The organism is Rhodoplanes sp. Z2-YC6860, assembly GCF_001579845.1.
In the GTDB taxonomy this organism is placed as follows: Bacteria; Pseudomonadota; Alphaproteobacteria; order Rhizobiales; family Xanthobacteraceae; genus Z2-YC6860.
Genome location: NZ_CP007440.1, coordinates 1,835,100 through 1,860,486, shown reverse-complemented (window position 1 = coordinate 1,860,486; position 25,387 = coordinate 1,835,100). Strand labels below are relative to the sequence as shown.

The following is a 25,387-nucleotide window of genomic DNA, read 5'->3' as shown; positions in this document are numbered from 1 at the left end:
AATGCAACCCCTGCCCTGCCAACCATAAACACGGAGTTTGCTGCTTCGGCAAGTGGGCCAACGGCCCATGGAATCAGGCCGGTTTCGTTTTCAAAACCGCGGCCTGCTTGGTATCCTTCCGATCAATCGCGAATCCCGGAACGAAATTTCCGACCCGATGGCAGCATTCCGCAGTCCGGCCTTTTCGTTCCGGACCATCCTGTTCCTGATCGCCATTGCTGGCGTGCTGCCGGCGGTCGTTTTTTCGGGCTTGCTGCTCAAACGCTTTGCCGACAACGAACGGGCACGCGCCGAGCGGGGGCTGGTCGACAGCACGCGGGCGATCGCGCGCGGCATCGACAGCCAATTCGCCACCGCCGAGGCTGCGGTGCTGGCGCTGTCGGGCTCCGCATTCCTGCAAACCGGTAACCTTGCGGACTTCGAGAAGCGGGCGCGACGCACGGCGGCGGACACCGGCCGCGATTTCGTGCTTGTCGGATCGGGCGGCCGCCAGCTCATGAACACGCTCGTGCCGGAAGGCACGCCGCTCGGCACCAACTTTCCGAATTTGCTGGCCAAGGTGTTTTCCGAACGCCGAACCGTCATCACGGAAGTGTTCCAAGGCAAATCCAGCAACCGCCTGCTGGCCGCGATCGGCGTGCCGGTCATCGTCGATGGCGCGGTGCGCTATGCGCTCTCCGCCACGCTGTACGCCAAGGACTTCGCGCCGGTGATGCAGGAGCCCGGCGTGCCCGACGACTGGATCATCTCCATCGTCGACCGCAACGGCGTCCACATGGCGCGCTCGCATGGCAACGAGCAGTATGCGGGCAAGCCGCTGGTGCCCAGGCTGATCGAGCACATGAAAAGCGGCGGCACCGGGGTGCTGCGCAACACGTCGCTCGAAGGCATTCCGCTGATCACGACAGTGCAATACGCGCCGAAGAGCCAATGGGCCGTCGCCGTCGGACTGCCGGTGAGCATGCTTGCGACTCCTTTGTGGGAGACGCTGACGCAGCTCCTGATCATCGCCATCGTGCTCGCGGCGCTGTCGTTCTTCCTGGCCTTTCTGGTCGCCCGCTCGCTCGATCTGTCGATCGGCGAACTCTCCAGCGCGGCAAGCGCGCTCGGTCGCGGCGCCGTGATCGAGCCGCTGCAATCCAACGTCAAGGAGTTCAACGTCATCGGCGACATCCTGGCGCGCACCTCGATGACGCTGCGGAGCCTCACCTCGAGCCTGGAGACCCAGGTCGCCGAGCGCACCTTTGAGCTGTCGCAGAGCAACACCAAGCTCACCGCCGAAGTCAAACGGCGCATGGAGACCGAGGCGCAGCTCGTGCAGATGCAGAAGATCGAGGCGATCGGCCAGCTCACCGGCGGCATCGCCCACGACTTCAACAACATGTTGTCGGTGGTGCTCGGCGCGCTTCGCCTGTTGCAGCGGCGGCTGCAGCGCGGCGACACCGACGTCGACAAATTCGTCAACGCCGCGATCGACGGCGCCGAGCGCGCTGCCAATCTGACGTCGCGGCTACTGGCGTTCTCCCGGCAGCAGCCGCTCGCGCCGGAGGTGATGGACGGCAACAAGCTGATTGCCGGCATGGGCGAGATCCTGCGCCGCACGATCCCGGAAAGCATCCACATCGAGACCGTGCTGGCGGGCGGGCTGTGGCGCTGCTTCGCGGACAATTCGGGCCTCGAAAACGCAATCATCAATCTCGCGGTCAATGCCCGCGACGCCATGCCCGGCGGCGGCAAGCTCACCATCGAGACCGCAAACGCAGCGCTCGACGACGCTTATGCGGCGACCCGCCCCGACGTCAGCGCCGGCCAATATGTGATGGTCGCGGTCGCCGACACCGGCTCGGGCATGACCGCCGACGTCATCGCGCGGGCCATCGATCCGTTCTTCACCACCAAGCCGGCCGGCCAGGGCACGGGCCTCGGGCTCAGCCAGGTTCACGGCTTCATCAAGCAGTCAGGAGGGCACATCGCGATCTACAGCGAACCCGGCCAGGGCACCACGGTGAAGCTCTACCTACCGCGCCATTTCGGCGATGCCGACCTCGCGCAGCGGCGGACGGTGCGCGGCGGCGATGCCGCGGTCGTCGGCAATAACGAAACTCTCCTGGTGGTCGAGGACGACGCCGAAGTGCGCAAGGTCGTGATCGAAATGCTGGCCGAGCTCGGCTACACGACGATCGAAGCCGAAAACGGCATCCAGGCACTCGGCCAGATCGACGCCCGCCCGGACATCGCGCTGATGATCACCGACGTGGTGATGCCCGGGATGAACGGGCGGGTGCTCGCGGGTGAGGTCAAGGCGCGCCGGCCCGGCCTCCCCGTGCTGTTCACCACCGGCTACACGCGCAATGCCATCGTGCATCACGGCGTGCTGGACCCCGACGTGCACGTGATCATCAAGCCCTACGCGGTCGAGACGCTGGCAACAAAGGTGCGGGAGCTGCTTCAGGCCGCGAAAGCCGGCTGAGCCACTGCCCTGTCGCCCACTGTTCGGCGCAACGCCGTTTGCGTTCTGTTCGCATCATTACATATAAATTTTGTGATCCATCAATATCGACAATAAATGATTTTGATAAGCGATTAAAAAAAGCCAAAGCGGGGCGATCGTATAAAGTTCCATCTGGAAAGATGGGCTACCGATGCAGCGGCGGCATGAAGCGCTAAATCTGCCCATCGAGGCGCTGCGCGCCTTCGTGACAATCCTGGAAACGGGAAGCTTCACCAAGGCTGCGGCGGCGCTCGGCCTCACGCAATCGGCCATCAGCGCTCAGGTGAAGCGGCTCGAGTCCATCCTGGGCGACAATCTGTTCGTGAAGGGCGTGGCCCACATCACGTTGACCGAACGCGGTCAGACGGTCAGTGAGCAGGCTCGCAGACTGATCGCAATCAATGACCAGATCCTCGCAACGGACGGCCGCGGCCCCCGCCTGGGTCTGTCTTCCATGTATGGCAGCAGCTTGTTGAGAGAGCTGGTGTCCTGCTGCCGTGACGAGGGCTTGTCCGACGTCCAATTCTGTTTCGATCGTTCAGAGAATATCGAAAAGCGCTACGACGCGGGTCATCTTGATGTGATCGTCCAGCTGGCGACTCATCCCGTGCCAGATGCGGTGAAGTCGTGGACGGAGCCTATGGAGTGGGTGTCCGCTCCCGACCTTGCGATACCTGCCGGCGCGAAGGTGCCGTGGCTGAGCTGCCCCGGCTCGGTCGGCGACGAGGTTGCACGGACGGCTTTTGACCGCGCGAATATCGGTTATGCCGTCAAGGTCGTGGCCAGCGATTTGAATTCCGTGATGGAAGCGATCCACGCCAAGCTCGGCTATTTCGCTCTGGTGGCGCGGGACGTTCCGCCGGATCTGAAAGTGTGCCGCGACACGTTCCTGCCGAAGCTCTCGCCCATCCATGTTTGTGTCCGCGCGTCCCGCGAGTTCGATGGCGAAATCATCGCGAAACTCGTGTCGTGCATCGAGCGCAGCGCACGAGGAGGCTCCGCGAAACCAGCGCGGCCTCCGTCGGCTCCGAACCCGACACTGGCCGACTCGCTCGGCATACTGGTCCGCACCGCGGTTGAGCACCTCGGAGGGGACACCAGGGCGGCGTTTTACAACGCCGACGATGCCGGGCTGCACCACATCATTGGAATGCCTGAGGCCTATGCCATACAGGTCGACAACTTCCCGATCGGCCCAACATCGTTGGCCTGCGGCTTGGCCGCGGCGATGCGACACCCCGTTCTCACGCCCGATGTGCTCGAGGAGCCAGGCTGGAAGCCCTGGCTTGGATTGGCCAGGGAGTTTGATTATCGGGCCTGCTGGTCGTTTCCAATCACGGCCACGGATGGACGTGTCCTCGGCGCCTTTTCGCTCTATTTCAAGAATCCGCGCAAAGCGACGCCGCACGATGTCGACATTGCCTCAACCATCGCCAGCACGGCTGCCATCATGATGCTGCGTCCGCTATCCGACGACAGCGTCCCCTTGTCGGATACCGGCACTTAGCAGGCGCTGTCTGCGCTGCGCTTGACGGCGGCTTGGTCCGTGCCGTGAATGGCCTTGACCATCTCCACCTGCATCGTGCTGATCGTGTGATCGAGATCCCGTCACCCGCAACGCCATTCCGACCGATGCCGCCAACGACCAAACCGGGTGTGCTCTGGATCGACATCAATGAGCTGTTTGGTCAATTCAACCTGGTCAACCATCCGATCGGAATCAGCCGCGTGATCCTGGGGCTTGCTGACGCCCTGATCCGCGAACGAGGCGAGAGCTTTGCCGAGGTGCGGCTTCTGCTCTGGGACCCGGTTTGGCGGCGGCCCCTCTGGGCCGGGCCGGAGGCATTCGGCAGCACCCTGTCCGCGTTCTTCCCGGCGCTGAAGCGTCACTACGAGAACAGCGTATGGCAGGCGCAGTCGTTGCGCTCCGGACTGAGGAAAGGAATGATCAGTTCGCTGCCGCGGCCGCTGCGCTTTGCGATGTTCCCCCGATTGAACGGCGTGACGCTTTTCCTGGGTTGGGCGCGTCGCGCCGGCCTGCAACTCAAGCCGGCTCAATTCAGTCCGGGTGATTGTCTGTTCGCACCGGGTTCGTTCTGGCTCGGCGGCTATGCGCCACAGATGGCGGCGATGGCGCGGTCAGGGGGAGCAATCGTCGCGGCGTTCGTCCACGACGTGATGCTGTTGTCGCATCCGCGGTGGACGGCGCCGTATCATAGCGAGCAGTTCCGCCGCGGCATTGAAGGCTTCCTGCCGCTCTGCAGCGCCGTCGTCTGCAATTCCGAAAACACGCTCCAGGAGTTGCGTGCTCATGCGGGCTGGGCCGTGCGAGGCGCGACATCCGTGTGCCGGCTGGCCGATGTGCCCGACACGGGTATCGCCGCCGCCACGGTCTCTGAACGCGAGGATATCCATGACTTGGTGAAGCGGACCTATGCGCTGTTCGTTTCGACCCTCATCCCGCGCAAAAATCATCGCCTGCTGCTGCTTGCGTGGCAGCGGCTGTGGTCGCGGTTCGGCGAGCGAACCCCATGGTTGCTGCTGGCCGGCGATGGCGCGCCCGATGCCGCGACGGCGCAGTTGCTGGCGCAGCCGCAGAGCTTCGGTCATCGGGTGATGCGGCTCACCGGCGTCAGCGACGGTGATCTCGAGGTGCTGTATCGCCATGCCTGGCTCACTGTTTACCCGAGCCTCGGCGAGGGTTACGGCCTGCCTGTGGCGGAGGCCTTGGCGCGCGGCAAGGTCTGTCTCGCGACAACCTGCGGCGGGCTCGCCGAAATCGCGCCCGATCTGGTTGACGTCATCGACGCTCACGATCCGGAGATGCTGGCCGGCAAACTCGCCAGCTATATCGACCGCCCGGAGTCGCTGACGCAAAGAGAGGACGCGATCCGCGCAAAATATCGGGCGACCCGATGGTCGGACACCGCCCGATGCGTGCGCGGAATGTTGGAGCGCACTGTCGCCACGGTCGCGCCACGTTAAGTGCTGCGAACAACCGTGACGGTATCGCGATGATGGTCACTCAATCGTGACACAGCGCGCGTCCATCTTGTGACATGACCCCCGCGGGCGGCGCACACAGGATCGACGAACGATGACCTCGCAGGATAGCGCGCCTTCTTCGCATCGCCTTTTGTCTTATGCGGACGGCGTGGCCGTGCTCTGGCAGGACTTCCTGCTGCTGGTCGGGCGGGTGTTGATCGGCTGGATCTTTTTCCAGTCCGGCTGGGGCAAGATTTTCAATATTGCCGGAGTTGGCAAAACCTTTCCGCCGAAAGGGCTGCCGGAATGGATGGCCTACATCTCCGTCCCGAGCGAATTTTTCGGAGGGCTCTTTCTGATTCTGGGTTTCGCGACGCGATACACCACGATCGTCATGCTGATCTTCACGATCGTCGCTGCGTTCAGTTCCCACGCCTATTGGAGTTCGCCCGCGGCGCAACGCGTCAACCAGGAAATTCACTTCTGGAAGAACGTCTCGATCATGGGCGGCATCATTGTCTTGTTTGTCAGAGCCGCAGGGCGTCTCAGCCTCGACCATTGGTTGCGAGCGCGGCGCTGACCGGCGCAAAAGGACGTCGCCTGCAACGCAGCCGCAAGATCAGACGCGGTTGCTCAAGGCGCGAGACATCTGCCTCATCGCATCATTTTCGAGATAGAACGTCCCGTTCGGGGCGCCGCTGTTCATGAATTCAGCGGCAAAGGCGCGCCCGATATCGTCCTGCTCGATCGCGCCAAAACGTCCGGGAACAAGCCGGCCCAGCCAGGCCACATAGGCCGGAGTGTGAGCATTGCCTGCGATAATTCCCGGACGAAAAATCGCGAGGCGTTGGAATCCGATCCCAGAGACCGCTTCTTCTTTCATTCCCATGACCCGCACATAACGGATCCTGCTGCCGGCACTACTCCCCACTGCGGAGAGCAGGGAAAATCGCCGGACGCCGCCGGCGTGACAGCCGCGGGCAAAACCTCCGACGACGCCGATTTCGAGAGCCTTCAGCTCCTCCCACTTCATGCTGCCTTGGCCGACGCCAACGCAGGATGCCCCGTAGACGGGATCGCCTTGCGCGACCAGGCTCAGCGCAACCTTGGCCACTTCGGTTGAAAACTGGGCATCTGCCGTATCCAAGATCACCTGTCGCACGCAAGAATTGGCGTTCGAAGGAACCGTCCGGCGATTGACCATCACGACTTCAGCACAGGACGGTTCTGCTACCAGCGCACGCACGACCGCGTCTCCGACCTGTCCCGTGCCACCGATAATCAAGACGCGGAATGTCATTTTTGCCCTTATCGAGGACGTTGCAGCGCCATATCGCCTGCCGCTTCGCTTTCATCTATGGATCAAAAGCTGACCTGCGAGACTCCAGCAGACACGTCGGTTGAGTGCCACAAGAGCCGGCGGGCCTCCAGACCGCGTTCGCGTCATGTCATCGCCGGACCGGTTGACAAAGTATATACATTTTGTACATAAAAACTGTATCTTTTCGTCCGGACCTGTTTGATGATACCTCGCTTCGGCCAGCGGACTACCAGGAGGAAAGAATGAGCTTCACCGACCGCCAATTTCGCAATGCCTTGGGCAAGTTCGCGACCGGGGTTGCGGTCGTGACCGCCAACGTCGACGACACGTTGCTTGGTTCGACCGTGAGCTCGTTCAACTCGGTATCGCTCGCGCCGCCGCTGGTCCTGTTCAGCCTGGCCAACAATGCGCAGACTTTCGCGCTCTGGCAGAAGGCGACGCATTTCGGCGTGACCATTCTCGCCGAGCACGAGACCGAACTGTCCAATCGCTTTGCGAAGGGCGGCGCCGAGAAGTGGACCGGCCTCGCTCCGCAACGCAATGCCCACGGCGTGCCGCTTCTGCGCGGCGGACTATGCACGTTCGAGTGCGAGACTTATGCGCGTCACGAGGGTGGCGATCACGAGATCATCGTCGGCCGTGTCACCGCCTTCACCGAGAACGACGCCCATCCGCTGGTTTTTCACGGCGGCCGTTACCGGCAGCTGCACGCTGATCGTTCGATCGCGGCGCCGCCCGAGAGCGATCCCTGGCTGCACGGCTGGTAGACGCGGTGCGCTCCTGGCGCCCCTGTCCAAGGGACTGCTCGTCAGCCGTTGCGGATTGAAGATTGTGACGGCGGATTTCGGCGAACGCCATTTCCGAATTCAGAATGAGCTGCCGCGCCACGCGCTGGGCGACGTCAAGCGACTTCGAATCGATGTCGCGAAACAGGGCATCGTTCACCAGCCGGACGAACGGCGTCACCCGCGCGATTTCGGCCTCCGCCTTCGGCGTCAGTGTCACGTGAACGCTCCGCCGGTCGATGGTGCTCGGATTTTTGGTCAACAGGCCTTCGCCCTCGAGGCGGCCGACTTCCGTCGTGACATGAGTTCGCGCCAGCCCGACGTCCTCGGCGAGTTCGCGGATCGTGATGCCGTCTTCGCCCTGGCCGTGCGCGACGCCCATGAGCACCGCAAACTGGCTCGGAGTGAGGTCGAGTTCGCGCCCGAAGGCATCGCGGCATAACAGCAGCCGGCTCACGGAGTGCACCAGCGCATAAATGCTTCGTCGAAAGGCGGCGTCAGAACCGTCCACGACGAATTCCTTGCGGCTGATCGATGAAGGGGGCCGGTAAACCTTCGAATTCATTGGTGCTTTCTTCCTTTTGAAGCGCACACGCGGCCGCGCCGCAACACCCGCCACTGCCGATTTTTGCAGCGCACCCTGCTGAAATTACCACAGTTCTATCCCGTTGACACGTTCATCATATAGGTACATCTTGTACGTAAATTACGTAATTATCTGATCCGACCGACACAAGTTCAGTGCAGTCAGCTCAAAGGGAGAAACGCCATGAGCACCGCGGCAACGAAAGCGACGCCCCTGCGCAGCGGGGAAAGTTTCCTGGCCGATCTGAAGCGCAGCAAGCGAACCATCTTCGTCGATGGCGAACGCGTCAGCGATCCGACGTCGCATCCGGCTTTCGCCGGCAGCGCGCGCACCTATGCGCGGCTGTTCGACTATGCCGCCGCGCCGGAGAACCGCGAGCGGATGACCTACACGTCGCCCGACACCGGCGGCCCGGTGTGGCGGTGCTTCCAGATCCCGCACACCCATGCCGATCTTCGCGCCAAGCGCATCGCGGCGGAGGGCTGGGCCGAGCAGACCTACGGGCTCATGGGCCGCACACCCGATCACGTCTCGAATTTCTTCGCAGGCTTCGCGGCCAAGCCGCAATTCTTCGCGCGCGGCGGCGCCGGTTATGCCGAGAACGTGGTGAATTTCTACAAGCACATCCGCGACAATCACAAATACGTCGTGTACGCGATCGTGCCGCCGCAGATCGACCGCAGCAAACCCGCCCACCAACAGAGCGATCCGACGCTGTATGCGGGCGTGGTCAAGGAGACCGACTCCGGCATCGTCGTCAAAGGCGGACAGCAGCTCGCGACCGGCGCCGTCTTCGCGGATTATGTTCAGATCAGCTGCATCACGCCGTTGCGCGCCGGCGATGAGGCCTACGCCATCAGTTGCGTGATCCCGATCGACGCGCCGGGGCTGAAGCTTTTTTCACGCCGCGCTTTCCCGATGCTGGCGACCAACGCCGAAGACTATCCGCTGACCAGCCGCTTCGACGAGACCGACTGCTTCGTCGTGCTCGATGACGTTCATGTGCCGTGGGAGCACGTGTTCATCTACCGCAATCCCGAACTGTGCTTCGGCCAGTGGTGGCAGACGCCGTCGCATTTGTACGGCAATCACCAGGCGCAGTCCCGCTTCGCCACCAAGCTGCGGTTCCTGCTGGGTCTCGCCAAGCGCATGAACGAGGCCACCGGCAACGATGCGGCTCCTCCCGTGCAGGTCGAGATGGGCGAGCTCGCCGCCTATGCGTCGCTCGTCGAGAACATGCTGTACTCGCACGAGGCGATCGGGCCGGTCGACGAAGATGGCATCATGTGGCCCTCGAGGGCGGCGCTTTACGCCGTCATGGCGCTGCAATCGCAGATCAACCCGCACATGATCGATATCGTGCGCGAGCTGACGGGCGCGGGCATGATCACGCTGCCGTCGTCCAAGAAGGACTTCGAAAATCCGGAGGCGGCGCCGATCATCAACCGCTACTTCGTGTCCGGAAAGATGAACGCCCGCGATCGCGTCCGCCTGATGCGGCTCGCCTGGGACTTCATCGGGACGGAATTCGCGAACCGTCACCAGCAATATGAAAAGTTCTACGGCGGCGCCTCGTATCTGGTGAAAACCAACATGTACCGCTCGTACGACTTCGCCCGCGCCAGCGCGCTGGTCGATACCGCGCTCGCGCTTCCGACCGACTGACGCAACCCGGACCGGCGCGCGAGACAAGAGCAGGCGGCGGCTCCTGTCTCGCGTCCATCTTCGATGGAGAGAGCACATGGCCACACAAGATCTGGCAGCAAACGCACCGGCTACCGCCCCAGCGGCTTCGGATGAAACGGAGCGGCCGGCAACGCGGCTCCGTTGGGCGATCGCTTTCGTCCTGTTCCTCGCGGTGCTGTCGGCGTTCTTCGATCGCATCAGCGTGGCCGTGCTGTTCACCAACACCGACTTCCAGAATGCGATGGGGACCGGCTTCAATCCGACTCTGCTCGGTCTGCTGATGACCGCGTTCGTGTTCGCTTACGGCTGTTCGGGCTTGCTCTTGAGTTTTATCGGCGACGTCTACGGCCTGCGGCGCACGCTGGCGGCGGGGAGCGCGGCCTGGGGCGTGGTCATGGCCGTGATGGCCGCGGTCTCGTCGTTTCCCTTGATGCTGGGCTGCCGTATTTTCCTAGGGATCGCGGAAGGCCCGCAGTTCTCGATCACGAATTCGCTGGTGAAGCGCTGGTTTCCCCGCCGGGAGCAGGCCCGCGCCAGCTCGATCTGGATGGTCGGCAGCCCGCTGGGGTCGGCCATCGGCTTTCCGCTGATGATCTACCTGGAGACGACCTACGGATGGCGCTCGGCCTTCGTTTTTCTGGCCGTGCTGAATCTGATCGTCATTCTTCCACTGGTTCTGCTGTTCGTCCGTGACCAGCCGCCCGGCGGGCCCGTTTCCGTTCAAGCCGATGCCGGCAAGCAATCCTCCTATCTGTCCCAGGTCGGACTGTTCTGCCGGGACTGGCGCTTCTGGATGCTCGTCATCTTCAACTCAGCCGCGCTGGTTTACCTCTGGGGTCTGAACAGCTGGCTGCCGACCTATCTGATCAAGGCGAGAGGCTTCGATCCGCGTCAGACCAGCCTGTTCTCCTTCCTGCCGTTCTTCGCGATGTTCCTGGGCGAAGTCCTCGCTGCCATTCTATCGGACAAGCTCGGCCGTCGCGCACTGATCTGCTTCGGCGGATTGTTCCTGGCCGGCGCGTGCATGTTCGCGGTTTCGGCCGTTCCTGATGCCCGCACCGCAGCGATGTTGATCGCCGTCAGCGCCTTTTTCTGGGGCTGTTCGCTGCCGCCGTTGTTTGCACTGTCGCTGCAAATCCTTCCGGCGCGCGCTGTCGCGTCCGGGGTCGGCGTCTTCAACGGCATCGGAAACATCGTCGGGGCGTTCTCGCCGCTCGTCATGGGGGCCTTGATCGCCCGCACCGGCTCTTTCGATGCCGGCCTCATGGTGCTCGTCGGCGCAACGACCCTCGGCTCATTCGTGATGCTTCCGCTGGCGCGCCGGTTCTGAGAACCGACGCGTCACTCCTCGTGCTCGATCACGACGCGGTGCGGCGAGGCGTGGATGCCGTAGGTCTTGAGCGGCCGCGTGCCGAGCGCGCGGAACCAGTGCCGCACGTGTGCCGGAAACACCAAGGTCATGCCCGGCTTGATCGGAAACACCTCGACTCCCTCCATCCAGGCCTCGCCCTCGCCTTCGACGACGGTGAGCGCCTCCATGTAGGGATGCGAGTGCAGCGGCGTGCGATAGCCCGGCGACGAGGTCTGGATGCCGAGGCGGAACGGCGTCGAGCCTGCGGCGTCCCCCACCACGGTCTGATAGGTCGCGCCGGCGTTGAACGGATCGAACGATACGTCGTCGTGAACAACCACGGGCACGGTTAAACTCCGCCTGTTACTGACTCTTCTGCCGCAGGTTCGCCGCCTCGACCACTGCGGTCCACTTCCTGATCTCGCTCGTGATGAAGGCGCCGAACTCCTTGGGATCGGTGGTCATCGGCCGGCTGCTGAACGAGCGGAAGCGCGCCAGCACCTCCGGATCGCGCAGCACCGTGGCGAACGCCTTGTTCAGCGTGGCGAGCACATCCGGCGCAAGACCTGCCGGCGCCACCACGCCGAGCCAGCCGACCGCCTCGAAATCCTTGAGACCGGACTCCGCGAAGGTCGGCACGTTCGGCAACACATCGTAGCGCTCCAGCGACGAGATTGCGATCGGCTTGATCTTGCCGGCGTTGAGCGCGGATTCGCCGGACGGCATGTCGATGATGCCGAGCGGAATGTGCGCACCCAAAAGATCAGTCACCACAGGCCCGGTGCCCTTGTAGGTGACGAGCGTGATGTTGAGCTTCGCCGCATAGTTAAAGAGCGCCGCGGTGAGATGCATGATCGCGCCGCCATGACCCATGGTGAGCTTCGGCTCGCCACGCTTCTCCATCGCGATCACGTCGGCGACGGTCTTGCCGGCGAAGCTGTCCGGCGCCGCCAGGATGAACGGCTGCGCCGAGACCGCGGCGATCGGCGTGAAGTCCTTCACCGGGTCGTAGGACACCGGATCGCCCAGCGCGATCGAGGTCGCGAGCGCGCCGGAGGCGCCGAGCCCGATGGTGTAGCCGTCGGGCTTGGACTTCGACAGCGCATCCATGGCGATCACACCGCCGGCGCCGGCGCGGTTCTCGATGATCAGCGGCTGGCCGAGCAGCTTTTCGAGCTTGGGCTGCATCAGCCGCGCGATCACGTCGGCGCTGCCGCCCGGCGGATGCGAGAGGATGAAGCGGATCGGCCGATCCGGGAATGCCGCAAGCGCGTCACCTGTCGCAGACGCCATCAAACTGCAAGCGCAGAGAATCGCCAGCGCGGTACGGCCCATCATCGCCCTCTCCTCCCTCGGCCGGATGTTGCGCATCCGGCATCTTATCCGGACGCATTATGCCCAATCCGCCAGGCCCGGGACACCGGGCGCACCGCCGCAGCTGGTCTCAGCTTCGCGTGAGCTTGGCCTGCACGCGCTGATCGAAGCGCGCCACATTGACCACGAGACGCGTGTGCGTGCCGTCGCCGATCAGGTCCTTCTCGTCGTGCGCCTCGACGTGAAACTCCAGCGTGCGGCCGTCGACCGACAGAAGCCGCGCGGTGGCGCGCACCCGCATGCCGACCGGCGTCGCCGCGATGTGGCGCACGTCGAGTCGGGTGCCGAGACTCTGATGGCCCTCGGGGATGAGGTTCTCGCAGGCGTCGAGCGCCGCGGCCTCCATGAGGTTGATCATCACCGGCGTCGCCAGCACGCGAACCCGCCCCGAGCCGATGCGCGGCGCGGTGTGCTCGTCGCCGACCACGATCTCGGCATGGCCTTCGAGGCCGGCTTTGAGTTTCTCGAGCTCCACGGATCGCCTCTTTTGTTTGCCGTCGCGCCTGCAAAGGCCGCGAATCACGTAGACTCCATGGATCAAGACGCGCGCAGCGGCAAGGAGCTTCGATGGCTGACGGGGAATTGACTCGCATTGATGGGCGTCCGATCCCGGACAACCGCGACGAGGTCAGGGCCTTTCTGGTCACCTGGAACGACGCGCTGCGGCTGCAGTCGGTGCTGGACCATTATCGTCAGATCGGCGTCAGCCGCTTCTTCGTCGCGGACTTGGGCTCGACCGACGGCACGCTCGAGCACCTCACGGCGGCGTCCGACGTGCACGTCTTCAAGGCGACCGGCGACGACAGCCTCGCCTGGCTCAACACGCTGCTGGACGCCCATGGCGCGGGGCATTGGACGGTCACGGTCGACAGCAGCGAGCTGCTTGTCTATCCGCATTACGAAGAGCTCGAGCTGCCGCTGTTCTGCCGCTACCTCAATCATATCGGCGCGCAGGCGCTGGCCTGCGTCTCGCTCGACATGTACGCGACGGGCCCGCTCCGCGATGCGGTGCATCGTCCGGGCATGCCGCTCACCGCCACCTGCGGATATTTCGACAGCGCGCCGTATCAGCTGCTGCGCACCGACGTCTGCCCGCATTTCGAGATCTACGGCGGCCTGCGCGGCCGGCTGATGAGCGGCGACCGCTCGCCGGTGCTGAGCCGCGTGCCGTTGGTGCGCTGGCAGAACGGCATGCAGTATCTGCGCGGCACGGGACACATCACGCCGGTGGTCATCGCCAACATGATGGGCGCGCTGCTGCGCTTCGATTTCCTCAGCGACTTCCGCGGCCGTGTCGGAGGCGAGCTCGCCATCGACGAATCAACCAATCTGTCGACCGAAGCCTCGATGAAATTCGAAGGCAGCGGGCAGCTCGTCCGGTTGGGCCTGATGAAGTCGGTACAATCCTTCGATGAGTCCGTGAAGATCACCACGGCAGCGCGAACGGCGAAGTCGGCCTGAGCGAATTTAGCCAGGTTTTCGATGTGAAAAAGATGCGGCAGCGTCTTTACGCTTCCTGCACCGTTCCAGCCGAAACGTCCGCGTCCGCAACCTTTTGCAACGGAACGCCCGGCTACGGTCGCCTCGCATGTCCGAGGGCCAGACCATGCCGCAAACGTCCCAATCTCCTGAAGCCAAACAGTACGCCCAACGCCGCCGCTGGCTGAAAACATCATTCGGTTTCACGTCCAAGAATCTCAACTACGCGCTGGAGAGCAAGAACGACGCGGCGGTTCAGCGCGCGGTCGCGTGGGACACCATCGCGCCGCGCACGTCCTACTCGACCCTTGTCGAACCTGATCGTGAATTGCGCTGGGTGGCCTTCGTGCTCTCGGCGCTCGCCATCGTCTCCGTCCTGCGCGGCGGGTCGCAGCCCACGATGCTCTATCTCGCCGTCACGCCGGTTTTCTTCCTGGCCGTCTGGCTCACCGCCGGATGGCGGCGCGTCTCGTTCACGGCGCTGCCGGCTTCCAACGCCAGCATCGTGGTGCTCGAAGACGAGAAGCACGACGCCATCATCGCGGCGATCGAGCAGGCGCGCGCCGAGACGCTGCTCAAAGCCGCCGAGCCCGCCCCGGGCATGTCGATCCGGCTTTATCTGCGCCGCCTGCGCTGGCTGGTGGATGCCGGCGTGCTCTCCGCCCAGGAGTTCGCCCAGCGGCAAAAGCTCGTGCTGCCGGACACGATGTCTCTGCTGCTCGCGCCGAAGGCTGCGCCATTGCCTGACCAGCAGTTCCGCCAGCGCAAGCTCGGCGAGACGATCGAGGTGAGGCTCGAAGCCGACCGGCTGACCCATTCGCGCAGCACGCTCTTCAACGGCGCGGAAACCTTCAGCCTGCCCTACGCCCACCTGCAGGAGCCGCAGCAGTTCTCATCGAAGAATCCTCAGCACGAGCTGACGGCTTTCATTTTCTGCTGGCTTTCGATCGCGGGGCTCGCCTGCGGCGCCTGGATCAGCGAAGGACATCATGCCGAATATTATGTGGGCGGCGAAGATTTGAAGAACGCGCTGACCGATTTCGGTCCCATCCTCCTGCTGATCGGCGCCGCGGCGGCGATCGTGCCGCGGCTGATCGTGCTTCGTCACACGACACCTTATCCCCGCATCGTGCTGCAGCAGGATCAGACGGGCGACCACATCCGGGCTGCGATCGAAGAGCGGCGGCTCGCGACGCGACGGACGCTCTGCGAGCCCGACCCGCTGTTGACCGTCGTTGAGCGGGTCGAACAGATCGACGCGCTCTACACCGACGGCGTCATCTCCGCGGAAGAGCGGGATCGCGCTGTGCAACGGGCCCGATTTCTCGGCGACGAGCCCGCATTCGACCGGCCGGTGTTCGAAATATCCGCGCCAAAAAAACGGCGAGAGCTTGCTTTGCACTGAACAAGGATGTCGCCGAACGCCTCCTGAGGATCGAGCAGGGGCGTTCGGCGCGTTCTCCTTCAAGGGCAGAAGCCTCTATGCCGCCTCGGCGTGCTCGGCCGCCGCATTCACCGCGCTTTCGGCCAGCTCTGTGAGTGCCTGATCGGTGGCCTCTTCTTCCTCCAAGGTCTCTTCGAGGAGCTTCACCACATCTTCCAGACCGAGTTCCTTCGCCCAGGTCCGCAGCGTGCCATAGCGTGAAATCTCGTAGTGCTCGACCGCCTGCGCCGCGGCGAGCATGCCGGCGTCGAGCGCGGGCGAGCCCTTGTATTCCTTGATGATCTCCTGACCCTCGTCGAGGATGCCCTCGATCGCGGCGCACTTTTTTCCCTGCGGTTTGGCGTCGATGGCTTCGAATACCTGCTCGAGACGGGCAATCTGCCCCTCGGTTTCCTCATGATGCTTTTCGAAGGCCGCGCGCAGATCTTCGCTTTCTGCAGCCTTGGCCATCTTCGGCAGCGCGCTCAGGATTTTCTTCTCCGCGTAATAGATGTCTTTCAGCGTGTCGTGGAACAGCGCGTCGAGCATCTTGGGTTCCTTGGCCATCAATCGCCTCCATGTGTGTGATGGGATTGCCGGGACAACCGGAGGCCGGGGATCACGTTCCGAGTCCCACACCCACAACGATGAAAATTCTCCTGTTTCTGCGGAGACTTATCGTTTGATAGGCGAACCAGATGAAGGTCTCTTCGAGCCCGCTGAGGGCTACTGTCGAGCTCCTGTCATTTGACAGAACACGGCCGAACTTTCGCTGCATCGAAACGTTGACGGTTGAAGGCGATGAACCGATGCAGCCGCACCACGACATCATCATCCGCAAACTGGCGGAGCACTCTTCGCTCGATGACGACGATCTCGCAGCGCTGAGAACGCTCACCAGCTACAGCCGGAACCTCGGCCCCAACGAAGATTTCATTCGTCAGGGCGACAAGCCTGTCGTGTCGGCCATCGTGACCAAAGGAATGGTAGCGCGTTATCACGTGCTCAGCAGCGGGCAGCGGCAGTATCTGTCGTTTCATATTACCGGCGACTGGCCCGACGCACAGACGCTGTTCATCGAGCGGATGGATCATGCGGTCTGCGCCCTGGGCGAAGCCCATGTCGCGATGGTACCGCACGAAGAGATCTGCCGGCTGTTCGAGCAGCGGCCGGCCGTCGGCTTCGCGATCTGGCGCGAGACGCTGATCGACGCCGCGATCTTTCGCGAGGCAATCACCAACAACAGCAGCCGGCCAGTGGAGACGCGAATGGCGCATCTGTTTTGTGAAATCTATTACCGCGCGCGGGCCTCGGCCCTGGCAAAGCCCGGCTCGTGCCGCTTTCCGGTCCATCAGGGCCAGATCGGCGAGACGCTCGGCATGTCGATTGTGACCGTAAATCGGACACTGCAGACGTTGCGCAGCACCGGGGCGATGGAATTCCGCAACGGCGAACTCATGGTGTTTGATTGGAAGCAACTCGTCGAATTGGGCGACTTCGATCCGACCTATCTGCACCTGAAGCGACCGTCGCGATTGTGACAGGACGGCTGTAACAAGATCGTCGCGGCCCCCCGCTACCATCTTCCGCCGCGACTCCGAATGGCCCATATTTAGAGTCAAACTCGGGTACGACCGGACAGAAACCATGCCTCGTTATTTTTTCAACACGCACATCGGCGAAGAAACCATCCGCGACGAGGAAGGCGAGGACCTTCGCGATCCCGATCAGGCCTGGGAGGTCGCCAAGGCCATGATCGAGGAGCTGCTCGAGGACGAGGGCAGCCATCCGAGTCTGTTGACCGCCTCCATTGTGGTCACTGACGCCGATGGCGACGTGGTGCTGGAGTTTCCGTTCTCGGAGGCGCTGGTCACCCATCCCGAGGTCTCCACGACCCGGCACTAGCCGCATTCCGGAAACGCATACATCGCGGTGGCCGGCGCCATAGCGCGGCCGCGGCGGTTCCCTATATGCCGCAGGGCTGAATTCAAATCGGGATCCTCACATCATGTCGTTGCTCTATTCGCCGGCCAAGCTCGGGCCGCTCGCGCTGCAAAACCACCTCGTGATGTCGCCGATGACGCGCAGCCGCGCGCCCGGCAACGTCCCCAACGAGCTGATGGCGCAATATTACGGCCAGCGCAGTTCGGCCGGCCTGATCATCACCGAAGGCACCTCGCCCTCGCCCAACGGGCTCGGCTATGTCCGCATCCCGGGTATCTTTTCCGCCGAGCAGGTGGCGGGCTGGAAGCTCGTCACCGAGGCGGTGCACGCCAAGGGCGCCAAGATCTTCATTCAGTTCATGCATTGCGGGCGCATCGCGCATCCCGACAACCTGCCGGCCGGAGCCCGCGTGGTGGCGCCGTCCGCGATCGCCGCGAAGGGCCAGATGTTCACCGACGGCGGCATGAAGCCGCTGCCCACGCCCGAAGCCATGACCGACGCCGACCTCAAGACCGCGCTCGGCGAATATGTCACGGCCGCGAAGAACGCAGTTGCAGCGGGCTTCGACGGCGTCGAGCTGCATGGCGCCAACGGCTATCTGCTGGAGCAGTTCATCCGCCCGACCTCCAATCAGCGCACCGACAGCTATGGCGGCTCGATCGAAAACCGCGCGCGCTTCGTGTTCGAGGTGATCGACGCCACGATCGCGGCGATCGGCAAGGACAAGGTGGGCATCCGGGTGTCGCCGTTCGGGGTGTTCAACGACATGCCGCTCTATCCGGAGATGGAAGCCGACTACGGCTATCTTGCCGAGAAGCTGAACGCCGCCGGCCTGGCGTATGTGCATCTGCTCGATCACTCGGCCGGCGGCGCACCGCCCGTGCCGGATTCGATCAAAGCGACGTTCCGCAAGGTGTTCAAACGCACGCTGATCCTCGCGGGCGGCTATGACGCCAAGCGCGCGGAGAGCGACCTCGCCGCGGGCCGCGCCGATCTCATCGCTGTCGGCAAGCCGTTCCTCGCCAATCCCGATCTGGTGACGCGCTGGAGCAAGACCGCGAATCTCAACACGCCCGATCCCACGTCGTTCTATTCGCCGGGCCCGAAGGGGTACGTCGATTATCCGACGCTCGGCGGATAACAGAGCCGTCTGCTGCCAAAACGGCGTTGCGCTCCCTCTCCCCAGCGGAGAGAGGGTCGGGGTGAGCGACTGTCTCGCGTGTCAAGCGATTTGCCATGGTCGTTTGTCCCGCACGATGGCGTTGAGGATAGTCAGCAGTTTTCTGGCGACTGCGATAATGGCGACCATCTTCGGCTTGCCGGCCTTGGTCAGGCGATTGAAGAAGGCCTTCAAGACCGGGTTGTGCCGCATGGCGACCATCGCGCCCATGAACAACGCGGTGCGCACGGATTTGCGACCGCCGCCAATAAAGCTCCGCCCCTTCCACTGGCCGGACTGGCGGGTGAAGGGGGCAAGCCCTGCGAGCGCAGCGATCTGTTTGCGGCTGAGCGTGCCGAGTTCGGGCAGATCGGCAATGAGCGTGCGCGAGATGATCGGGCCGATGCCTGGCACGGAGGCGAGCAGATCCTCCTTCTCGCGCCAAGCCGGCGAGCCGCGCACGCTGTCGTCGATCTCGCTATCGAGCTCGGCGAGTTCCTTCTCCAGCATGCCGATGACCCGGCGGATGCTTTTGCGCAGGCGCGACACGGCTATCCGCTTCTCGCGCTGGCTTTCCGCGCCGATCATCTCGATGATCTGCCGGCGGCGGGCGACGAGATCGGCCAGAAGCTGCGTTGCCTCGTCTGCCAAGGGCCGCGGCTGCGGCTTCGTCGCCTCCGCGAAGTGGGCGATCACAGCGGCATCGATCGGGTCGGTCTTAGCGCGCTGCCCGAGCGCCTTGGCAAAGGCTCGGATTTGGGCCGGGTTGACGACGACAACAGGAAGCGCCGCGGCAGCCAAAGAGGCTGCCACCACCGTTTCAAAGCCGCCGGTGGCTTCCAACGCAATAATCCCCGGCGCCAGGGCCCGCATCCGCTCGATCAACCGACCCACGCCGGATGCATTGCGCGTCACCACAAACAGCTCCCCACCGGGGCGCACAGCCACGTCCAGGCGGTCTTTCGAGACGTCGATACCGACAGCGATGATGTCCATGGCGACCCGTCCTTGCCTAATCGAGCTTTGCTTCTTGCGGCCCAGGCGACTGTTCGGGTTCGATGGAACGGCGGGCGGGGCGCCAAGCTCACCCACGGTCTTGCAAGACCTCGGGGTTTGCGGACACCCGCCCGTCACCGCGACCACAACTTTAGACGAGTCGCGGCTATGAGAATTACAAGGGGGCTTACTTTCCTCGACAGAGCGTACGCCCTCACCCGCCGCACCATAGCGCGTTGAAGACGCGCGTACTCGCGCTTGTGGTGCGGCGACCTCTCCCCACGGAGAGGTGAAGCACCGCACGACCACCGATTCAATTCAAACGGCGCAGCACTACCGGCACCTCGGATACATCTCGGCGAGCGCGCGGCCGCGCAACAGCAAGACGCGCGAGGTGAGACCGCCGCGGGCCCGGATCCATTGCTGCACGGCCGGCGGATAGGTTTCCAGCACGACCCGGCTCGCGCCAGGCTCGGCGCGGGTGCGGCCGCGATCGTCGATGGAGCGCGCTGCGTGGAAACCCAGCACGGCGCGGCGCGTGATGCAGATGCGTTCGGGCGGCACGATGCTGAGCACCAGCGTGCAGGCGGACAGACACGGCCCATCGATCGCCACGCGCTCGCCGGAATCCCGCACCGCCTCGAAAACCTGGACATAAGGCAAAACCGGGCCGCCGGGACTCGACAGGATGCGCACCTCGGCCGCCGCCGGTTGCGCACTGAAAGCAGACAGCCAAAACAACAGAACCGTGAGAGCGGCTGAGTTTCGCATCACAGAAGGCTACCCCCCTTCGCGGAATTGGCGGCGGATAAATAAGATGCCGGCCGCTGCAGCAACAGTGCGCTGCTAGACGCAAACGAGAAGATAGCCTCGGTGGTTGCCGCTTACTTCTGCACGAAGAAAAAATCCTCTTTCCCAGGCAGCGAGCCATAGGTGTAGGGCTCCTGCCGGCCGGCCGTCGCCTCCATCACGTCGTCGCGCACCAATCGGAACAGCTTGTTGATCTCGACGTTCGGCGTCGCGAGCCGCTGCACCATCGCCACCGCGAACGGGCTGTTGGTGCCCTGACCGTCGAGCGCGGTCTGGCCGTGCTTGGTGGCATAGACCACGAGCATCGCACCGGACACGTTCACCGGACTGAGTCCGCCCCCGGCCGCACGCTCGCCGACCAAGCCGACAGAGGTCGGCCCCATCGCGACCGTGGTGCGCGATGCTTCAGCCGGCGGCGTCCGCTTCAAGAACGGATTGTTGCGGCAGGCATCGAGCAGAATGAGCCGGAGCTTGCGGGCACCCTGCGTCGCCGCCATCACATCATCGAGCGAGACCACCTGGGACCGCCCGTCGCGGCCGGCGGAGAAATTCGCATCGACCGGCACCAGGTAGTTCGTGCCGTTCACCTCCATGCCATGGCCCGAATAGTAGACCACCGCCCAGTCTGCCTTCGCCGCCTCGACCGAGAACTTGCGCAGCCCGTCCAGTATCTCCTCGCGCGTGGCGTCGATGCCGATCAGCACGGTCTCGAAGCCGATGGCGCGCAACGTCGCGGCGATGACTTCGGCATCATGTTGCGGATTCTTCAGCTTGCCGGCGTTCCGGTAATCGGCGTTGCCGATCACCAGTGCGACGCGACGGCCGATCTTGCCGGGGTCGACCGGCACTGTTGAGGGAGCCGTAACCTCCGGCGTCGGGATCGAGGTCGGCGAGGTCACCTTCGCGGGCGCCGCCGGAATCACCGGCTGCACCGCGCCTGAATCGAACGCGGCGAGGCGTGCCCGCGCGGTCGCCAGCGCCGAACCGGCGTTGTCGCCGCGGAACTGGCTCTTCGAGGTCAGCGCCTTGTTGAACTCGACGCGGGCGCGCGCGATGTCGCCGGCCTTCTCAAAAGTAAGACCGCGGCCGACATAGGCCGGGATGTAGTCGGGCGTGAGCCGCAGCGCCTGGTCGTAGTCGGCCAGCGCGCGGTTGAGCTCTCCTTTGTAGCGATAGGTGTCGCCCCGCGCCGCGAACGGCAGCGGGCTCAACGGGTCGAGCCGGACCGACTGATCCTGTTCGATCAGCGCACGCTCAAGGTCGCCCTTCAGACGCCAGATTTCGCCGCGGTTGGCATAGACCACGACGTTCTTCGGATCGCGGCGCAACGCCTCGTTCTGGTCTTCGAGCGCGCGGTCGAGTTCGCCTTTGGCTTTCCAGGCGTTGCCGCGGTTGGCGTAGGGCGCGGCCAGCCCCGGATCGAGGCGGATGACCTCGCTGTAGTCGGCGATGGCGCGATCCCACTCGCCTTTGTTGTACCAGACGCTGGCGCGACCGTTGTACGGAAACGAGAACGCCGGATCGACGCGGATCGCCTCATTGTAGTCGGCGAGCGCGAGGTCGAGCTCGCCCTTGCCCTTCCAGGCGTTGCCGCGGCTGTTCAGCGAGCGTTTGTACGCGGGGTCGAGCTTCAGCGCCTCGTTGAATTCGAGAATGGCGCGATCGAAGTCCTGCTTCAGGAGGTAGCCGACGGCACGATGGTGAAGGGCCGCGACCTTGGCGTCCTTCGCGGGATTTCCGGACTGCAGGATGCGCGAGCAGGCGCTGATCTTCAGCGCCGGGTTGGTCATCTGCTCACAATCCGCCGTGTCCTTCGGCGAGGCCGCCAAAGCCGGCGCGACGAGCAGCGCCAGAACCGCAGCGGCAAGGCATGAAACCAATCGCATTGTGGAAAATCCCCAGCCACAGAACCAGCTGGTGAATAAGTCGCTCCAGACTGGCAGCAGGTTCAAAATGGGTACCCGTCCGCCCTTCCCTCGCCCTTCAACTCCTCCCATATTTCTCCGATGCCAAAATCCCCCCGCGACCCGGCCAAGCACAGCAAGAAGGACCCGGCGCGGCCGACGCGTGCCAAGGCGCATCGGCCCGACGCGCCGCCGGCCGACCCTGCGCTGGAGCGGCTGCTCAATCCCGGCATCGAGCGCGGCACCGCCGGGATGGGTTCGGGAACGGGCCTGCAGCAACCGCCGGACAATTCATTCGAGCGCCGTGCCGACCGGCGCGGCGAGCACACGGCGCGCAAGTCCGTGGTCAAAGGCTTCGACGAGGCGCCGCAGCGCGGCTACGTGGCGCGTGCGCCACTCGACATCAATGCGGAGCTCCGCAAGGCGCTTGGCTACGATAGCGATTCGAGCAAATCGCTCATCGGAATCGATCAGAGTGAAGAGGAAGTCACGGGCTCCGCTTCACCCTCCCCTGGAGGGGGAGGGTCGCGCGCCGAAGGCGCGCAGGGTGAGGTGAGCGGCCAGCAAGGTTCACTCCCACCCGACCGCGACGAGATTTCGGACATCTCTGAGCCGCGGCGCGAAAAGCGTGTGATGCACCGCCCCTCGCCGCAGCCGGTCACGCTTGGCGTGACCGAGTCGATGAAGGCGCTGGAGAAGCTGCTGCGCGAAGGCCGGCCGGAATTCGCCGAGAACGGCGGCACCGCGGTGTGGACGCCGCACCGCCCGCCGCGGCCGGAGAAGTCTGAAGGCGGCGTCAGGATCGAGCTGAAGTCCGAGATGCAGCCGAAGGGCGACCAGCCCTCGGCGATTAAGGACCTGGTCGAGGGCGCCAACCGCAGCGACCGCACCCAGGTGCTGCTCGGCGTCACCGGCTCGGGCAAAACCTTCACCATGGCCAAGGTGATCGAGGCGACGCAGCGGCCGGCGCTGATTCTCGCGCCGAACAAGACGCTGGCGGCGCAGCTCTATGGCGAGTTCAAGAGCTTCTTCCCCGACAACGCGGTCGAGTATTTCGTCTCGTATTACGACTACTACCAGCCGGAAGCCTATGTTCCGCGCACCGACACCTACATCGAGAAGGATTCGTCGATCAACGAGCAGATCGACCGCATGCGGCACTCGGCGACGCGTGCGCTGCTGGAACGCGACGACGTGATCATCGTGGCGTCGGTGTCGTGCATCTACGGTATCGGCTCGGTCGAGACCTATTCGGCGATGACCTTCACGATCAAGCAGAAGGATCGCATCAACCAGCGCCAGCTGATCGCCGACTTGGTCGCCACGCAATACAAACGCATTGCGGGCGATTTCTCCCGCGGCACCTTCCGGGTGCGCGGCGACTGCATCGACATCTTCCCGGCCCACTATGAAGATCGCGCCTGGCGCGTGAATCTGTTCGGCGACGAGGTGGAATCGATCCACGAGTTCGATCCGCTCACCGGCCAGAAGACCGACGAGCTGGAGTTCGTGAAGATCTACGCCAACTCGCACTATGTGACGCCGCGGCCGACGCTGATCCAGGCGATCCAGGGCATCAAGGCTGAGCTGAAATGGCGGCTCGACGACCTGCACAACAAGGGGCGTCTGCTCGAAGCCCAGCGGCTCGAGCAGCGCACGCTGTTCGATCTGGAGATGCTGGAGGCGACCGGCGTCTGCGCCGGCATCGAGAATTATTCGCGCTATCTCACCGGCCGCAAGCCCGGCGAGCCGCCGCCGACGCTGTTCGAATATGTGCCGGACAACGCGTTGGTGTTCGTCGACGAGAGCCACGTCACGGTGCCGCAGATCGGCGGCATGTATCGCGGCGACTTCCGAAGGAAGGCCACCCTCGCCGAATACGGCTTCCGGCTACCCTCCTGCATGGACAACAGGCCGCTGCGTTTCGAGGAATGGGACGCGATGCGGCCGCAGACCGTCTGCGTTTCGGCGACGCCCGGAGCCTGGGACCTCGAAGAGGCGAACGGCGTGTTCGCCGAGCAGGTGATCCGCCCGACCGGCCTGATCGATCCGCCGGTCGACATCCGTCCCGCGCGCACCCAGGTCGACGACCTCGTGGGCGAGGTCCGCGAGGTGGCGCGCAAAGGCTATCGCGCGCTGGTCACCGTGCTGACCAAGCGCATGGCCGAGGACCTGACCGAATACCTGCACGAGCAGGGCATCCGCGTGCGCTACATGCACTCCGACATCGACACCATCGAGCGCATCGAGATCATCCGCGATTTGCGGCTCGGCGCGTTCGACGCGCTGGTCGGCATCAACCTGCTGCGCGAGGGCCTCGACATCCCGGAATGCGCGCTGGTCGCGATCCTCGATGCCGACAAGGAAGGCTTCCTGCGCAGCGAGACGTCGCTCATTCAGACCATCGGCCGCGCGGCGCGCAATGTCGACGGCCGGGTGATCCTCTACGCCGATCAGGTCACCGGCTCGATGCAGCGCGCCATGGACGAAACCTCGCGGCGGCGCGAGAAGCAGGAAAGCTACAACAAGGCCAACGGCATCACGCCGGAGAGCGTGAAGAAGTCGATCGGCGACATTCTCGGCTCGGTCTACGAGCGCGACCACGTGCTGGTCTCGACCGAGGGCGGGCTGTCGGGCGTCGGCGAGGAGCAGATCACCATCGGCCACAACTTCGAGGCCGTGCTGGCCGATCTCGAAACCCGGATGCGCGAGGCCGCCGCCGATCTCGACTTCGAGGAGGCGGCGCGGCTGCGCGACGAGCTCAAGCGCCTGCGCGCCACCGAACTGGCCGTGGTCGACGATCCAACCGCGAAAGTCGTAAAGCTGCCGGCCTCTTCTTCTCCCTCTCCCCGCTTGCGGGGAGAGGGTCGGGGTGAGGGGCGCTCGCGGCCGCACAAGCCGCATCTCGATGAGATGGGCATTGCGACCTATCACGAGGTGAAGCCGGCGGGTGCGCCGCGCCGGGACGGACCGCGCAAGCCGTCGCTCGACGAGATGGGTCCCGGCCCGGAGAGCAAGCCCTACCGGCCCGGCCCGCGCTCGACGTCCGGCAAGCCCGGCATGCGCGGCGGGTGGAAGCCGCGGGGGCGCTGA

Annotated in this window: 22 protein-coding genes; 13 read left to right on the top strand and 9 right to left on the bottom strand. The window is 64.1% G+C overall.

The genetic code is table 11. The features are described 5' to 3' along the window. Positions 1 to 157 precede the first annotated feature (157 nt). The 4 genes from RHPLAN_RS08705 (at position 158) to RHPLAN_RS08690 (ending at position 6,056) form a co-directional block, all read left to right on the top strand. The gene (locus RHPLAN_RS08705) at positions 158 to 2,470 is read left to right on the top strand and encodes a hybrid sensor histidine kinase/response regulator (RefSeq protein WP_237180087.1); all 2,313 of its coding nucleotides are present in this window, start codon (positions 158 to 160) and stop codon (positions 2,468 to 2,470) included. A gap of 172 nt (positions 2,471 to 2,642) precedes the next feature. After that, positions 2,643 to 3,998, top strand: coding sequence for a LysR family transcriptional regulator (locus RHPLAN_RS08700; RefSeq protein ID WP_068016059.1), 1,356 nt, complete (start codon positions 2,643 to 2,645; stop codon positions 3,996 to 3,998). Positions 3,999 to 4,123: 125 nt separating this feature from the next. Further along, positions 4,124 to 5,476, top strand: a complete 1,353-nt coding sequence (locus RHPLAN_RS08695; RefSeq protein WP_068016055.1) for a glycosyltransferase — start codon at positions 4,124 to 4,126, stop codon at positions 5,474 to 5,476. Positions 5,477 to 5,588: 112 nt separating this feature from the next. Further along, positions 5,589 to 6,056: a DoxX family protein gene (locus tag RHPLAN_RS08690; protein ID WP_068016052.1), complete on the top strand. Its 468-nt coding sequence runs from the start codon at positions 5,589 to 5,591 to the stop codon at positions 6,054 to 6,056. A 39-nt stretch (positions 6,057 to 6,095) separates the two neighbouring features. Here the strand turns inward: RHPLAN_RS08690 and RHPLAN_RS08685 are convergent, their stop codons facing one another. Continuing rightward, positions 6,096 to 6,776: an NAD-dependent epimerase/dehydratase family protein gene (locus RHPLAN_RS08685; RefSeq protein ID WP_068016049.1), complete on the bottom strand. Its 681-nt coding sequence runs from the start codon at positions 6,774 to 6,776 to the stop codon at positions 6,096 to 6,098. A 263-nt stretch (positions 6,777 to 7,039) separates the two neighbouring features. Here RHPLAN_RS08685 and RHPLAN_RS08680 point away from each other — a divergent pair, with 263 nt between their 5' ends. Next, positions 7,040 to 7,564 (top strand): flavin reductase family protein, encoded by a 525-nt coding sequence (locus tag RHPLAN_RS08680; RefSeq protein WP_068016045.1) that lies wholly within the window; start codon positions 7,040 to 7,042, stop codon positions 7,562 to 7,564. Here RHPLAN_RS08680 and RHPLAN_RS38275 read toward each other — a convergent pair. Further along, on the bottom strand, positions 7,449 to 8,147 hold the full coding sequence (locus RHPLAN_RS38275; protein WP_084244562.1) for a MarR family winged helix-turn-helix transcriptional regulator: 699 nt from the start codon (positions 8,145 to 8,147) through the stop codon (positions 7,449 to 7,451). The two genes, RHPLAN_RS08680 and RHPLAN_RS38275, sit on opposite strands and share 116 nt — an antisense overlap. A 204-nt stretch (positions 8,148 to 8,351) precedes the next feature. Here RHPLAN_RS38275 and RHPLAN_RS08670 point away from each other — a divergent pair, with 204 nt between their 5' ends. Together RHPLAN_RS08670 and RHPLAN_RS08665 are read left to right on the top strand one after the other, a co-directional pair. After that, entirely contained in the window at positions 8,352 to 9,833 is a 1,482-nt protein-coding gene (locus RHPLAN_RS08670) for a 4-hydroxyphenylacetate 3-hydroxylase family protein (protein ID WP_068016037.1), read from the top strand. Between the two features lie 76 nt (positions 9,834 to 9,909). Beyond that, positions 9,910 to 11,184, top strand: a complete 1,275-nt coding sequence (locus RHPLAN_RS08665; protein ID WP_068016034.1) for an MFS transporter — start codon at positions 9,910 to 9,912, stop codon at positions 11,182 to 11,184. 11 nt (positions 11,185 to 11,195) lie between these two features. On the opposite strand, the gene RHPLAN_RS08660 is transcribed toward RHPLAN_RS08665, so the two are convergent. From RHPLAN_RS08660 to RHPLAN_RS08650, 3 genes are all read right to left on the bottom strand, one after another. After that, positions 11,196 to 11,552 carry a cupin domain-containing protein gene (locus RHPLAN_RS08660; protein WP_198164782.1) on the bottom strand — a complete coding sequence of 119 codons (357 nt, stop codon included), beginning with the start codon at positions 11,550 to 11,552 and terminating at the stop codon, positions 11,196 to 11,198. A gap of 16 nt (positions 11,553 to 11,568) precedes the next feature. After that, positions 11,569 to 12,543, bottom strand: coding sequence for a Bug family tripartite tricarboxylate transporter substrate binding protein (locus RHPLAN_RS08655; RefSeq protein WP_068016028.1), 975 nt, complete (start codon positions 12,541 to 12,543; stop codon positions 11,569 to 11,571). A 106-nt stretch (positions 12,544 to 12,649) separates the two neighbouring features. Further along, positions 12,650 to 13,054: a thioesterase family protein gene (locus tag RHPLAN_RS08650; RefSeq protein ID WP_068016026.1), complete on the bottom strand. Its 405-nt coding sequence runs from the start codon at positions 13,052 to 13,054 to the stop codon at positions 12,650 to 12,652. A 92-nt stretch (positions 13,055 to 13,146) separates the two neighbouring features. Between RHPLAN_RS08650 and RHPLAN_RS08645 the strand changes: the two genes are divergently transcribed. Beyond that, positions 13,147 to 14,040, top strand: a complete 894-nt coding sequence (locus RHPLAN_RS08645) for a glycosyltransferase family 2 protein (protein WP_068016024.1) — start codon at positions 13,147 to 13,149, stop codon at positions 14,038 to 14,040. A gap of 145 nt (positions 14,041 to 14,185) precedes the next feature. Then, positions 14,186 to 15,463: a hypothetical protein gene (locus RHPLAN_RS08640; RefSeq protein ID WP_157100143.1), complete on the top strand. Its 1,278-nt coding sequence runs from the start codon at positions 14,186 to 14,188 to the stop codon at positions 15,461 to 15,463. 75 nt (positions 15,464 to 15,538) lie between these two features. Here RHPLAN_RS08640 and RHPLAN_RS08635 read toward each other — a convergent pair whose 3' ends face one another. After that, positions 15,539 to 16,030, bottom strand: a complete 492-nt coding sequence (locus RHPLAN_RS08635; RefSeq protein ID WP_442971812.1) for a YciE/YciF ferroxidase family protein — start codon at positions 16,028 to 16,030, stop codon at positions 15,539 to 15,541. A gap of 260 nt (positions 16,031 to 16,290) precedes the next feature. Between RHPLAN_RS08635 and RHPLAN_RS08630 the strand changes: the two genes are divergently transcribed. The 3 genes from RHPLAN_RS08630 to RHPLAN_RS08620 all read left to right on the top strand — a co-directional run bounded on the left by RHPLAN_RS08630 (position 16,291) and on the right by RHPLAN_RS08620 (position 18,566). Beyond that, positions 16,291 to 17,022 carry a Crp/Fnr family transcriptional regulator gene (locus RHPLAN_RS08630; RefSeq protein WP_068030860.1) on the top strand — a complete coding sequence of 244 codons (732 nt, stop codon included), beginning with the start codon at positions 16,291 to 16,293 and terminating at the stop codon, positions 17,020 to 17,022. A gap of 106 nt (positions 17,023 to 17,128) precedes the next feature. Next, entirely contained in the window at positions 17,129 to 17,386 is a 258-nt protein-coding gene (locus tag RHPLAN_RS08625) for a DUF6894 family protein (protein ID WP_068016016.1), read from the top strand. Between the two features lie 103 nt (positions 17,387 to 17,489). Beyond that, positions 17,490 to 18,566 (top strand): alkene reductase, encoded by a 1,077-nt coding sequence (locus tag RHPLAN_RS08620; RefSeq protein ID WP_068016013.1) that lies wholly within the window; start codon positions 17,490 to 17,492, stop codon positions 18,564 to 18,566. Positions 18,567 to 18,647: 81 nt separating this feature from the next. On the opposite strand, the gene RHPLAN_RS08615 is transcribed toward RHPLAN_RS08620, so the two are convergent. The 3 genes from RHPLAN_RS08615 to RHPLAN_RS08605 form a co-directional block, all read right to left on the bottom strand. Next, positions 18,648 to 19,580, bottom strand: a complete 933-nt coding sequence (locus RHPLAN_RS08615) for an IS110 family RNA-guided transposase (protein WP_068013030.1) — start codon at positions 19,578 to 19,580, stop codon at positions 18,648 to 18,650. A 333-nt stretch (positions 19,581 to 19,913) separates the two neighbouring features. After that, positions 19,914 to 20,351 carry a hypothetical protein gene (locus RHPLAN_RS08610; protein WP_068016010.1) on the bottom strand — a complete coding sequence of 146 codons (438 nt, stop codon included), beginning with the start codon at positions 20,349 to 20,351 and terminating at the stop codon, positions 19,914 to 19,916. A 113-nt stretch (positions 20,352 to 20,464) separates the two neighbouring features. Next, a complete protein-coding gene (locus RHPLAN_RS08605) occupies positions 20,465 to 22,276 on the bottom strand; it encodes a caspase family protein (protein ID WP_198164781.1) in 1,812 nt (603 codons plus the stop codon). 120 nt (positions 22,277 to 22,396) lie between these two features. On the opposite strand from RHPLAN_RS08605, the gene uvrB reads away from it, so the two are divergent. Then, on the top strand, positions 22,397 to 25,387 hold the full coding sequence (gene uvrB, locus RHPLAN_RS08600; protein ID WP_084244554.1) for an excinuclease ABC subunit UvrB: 2,991 nt from the start codon (positions 22,397 to 22,399) through the stop codon (positions 25,385 to 25,387).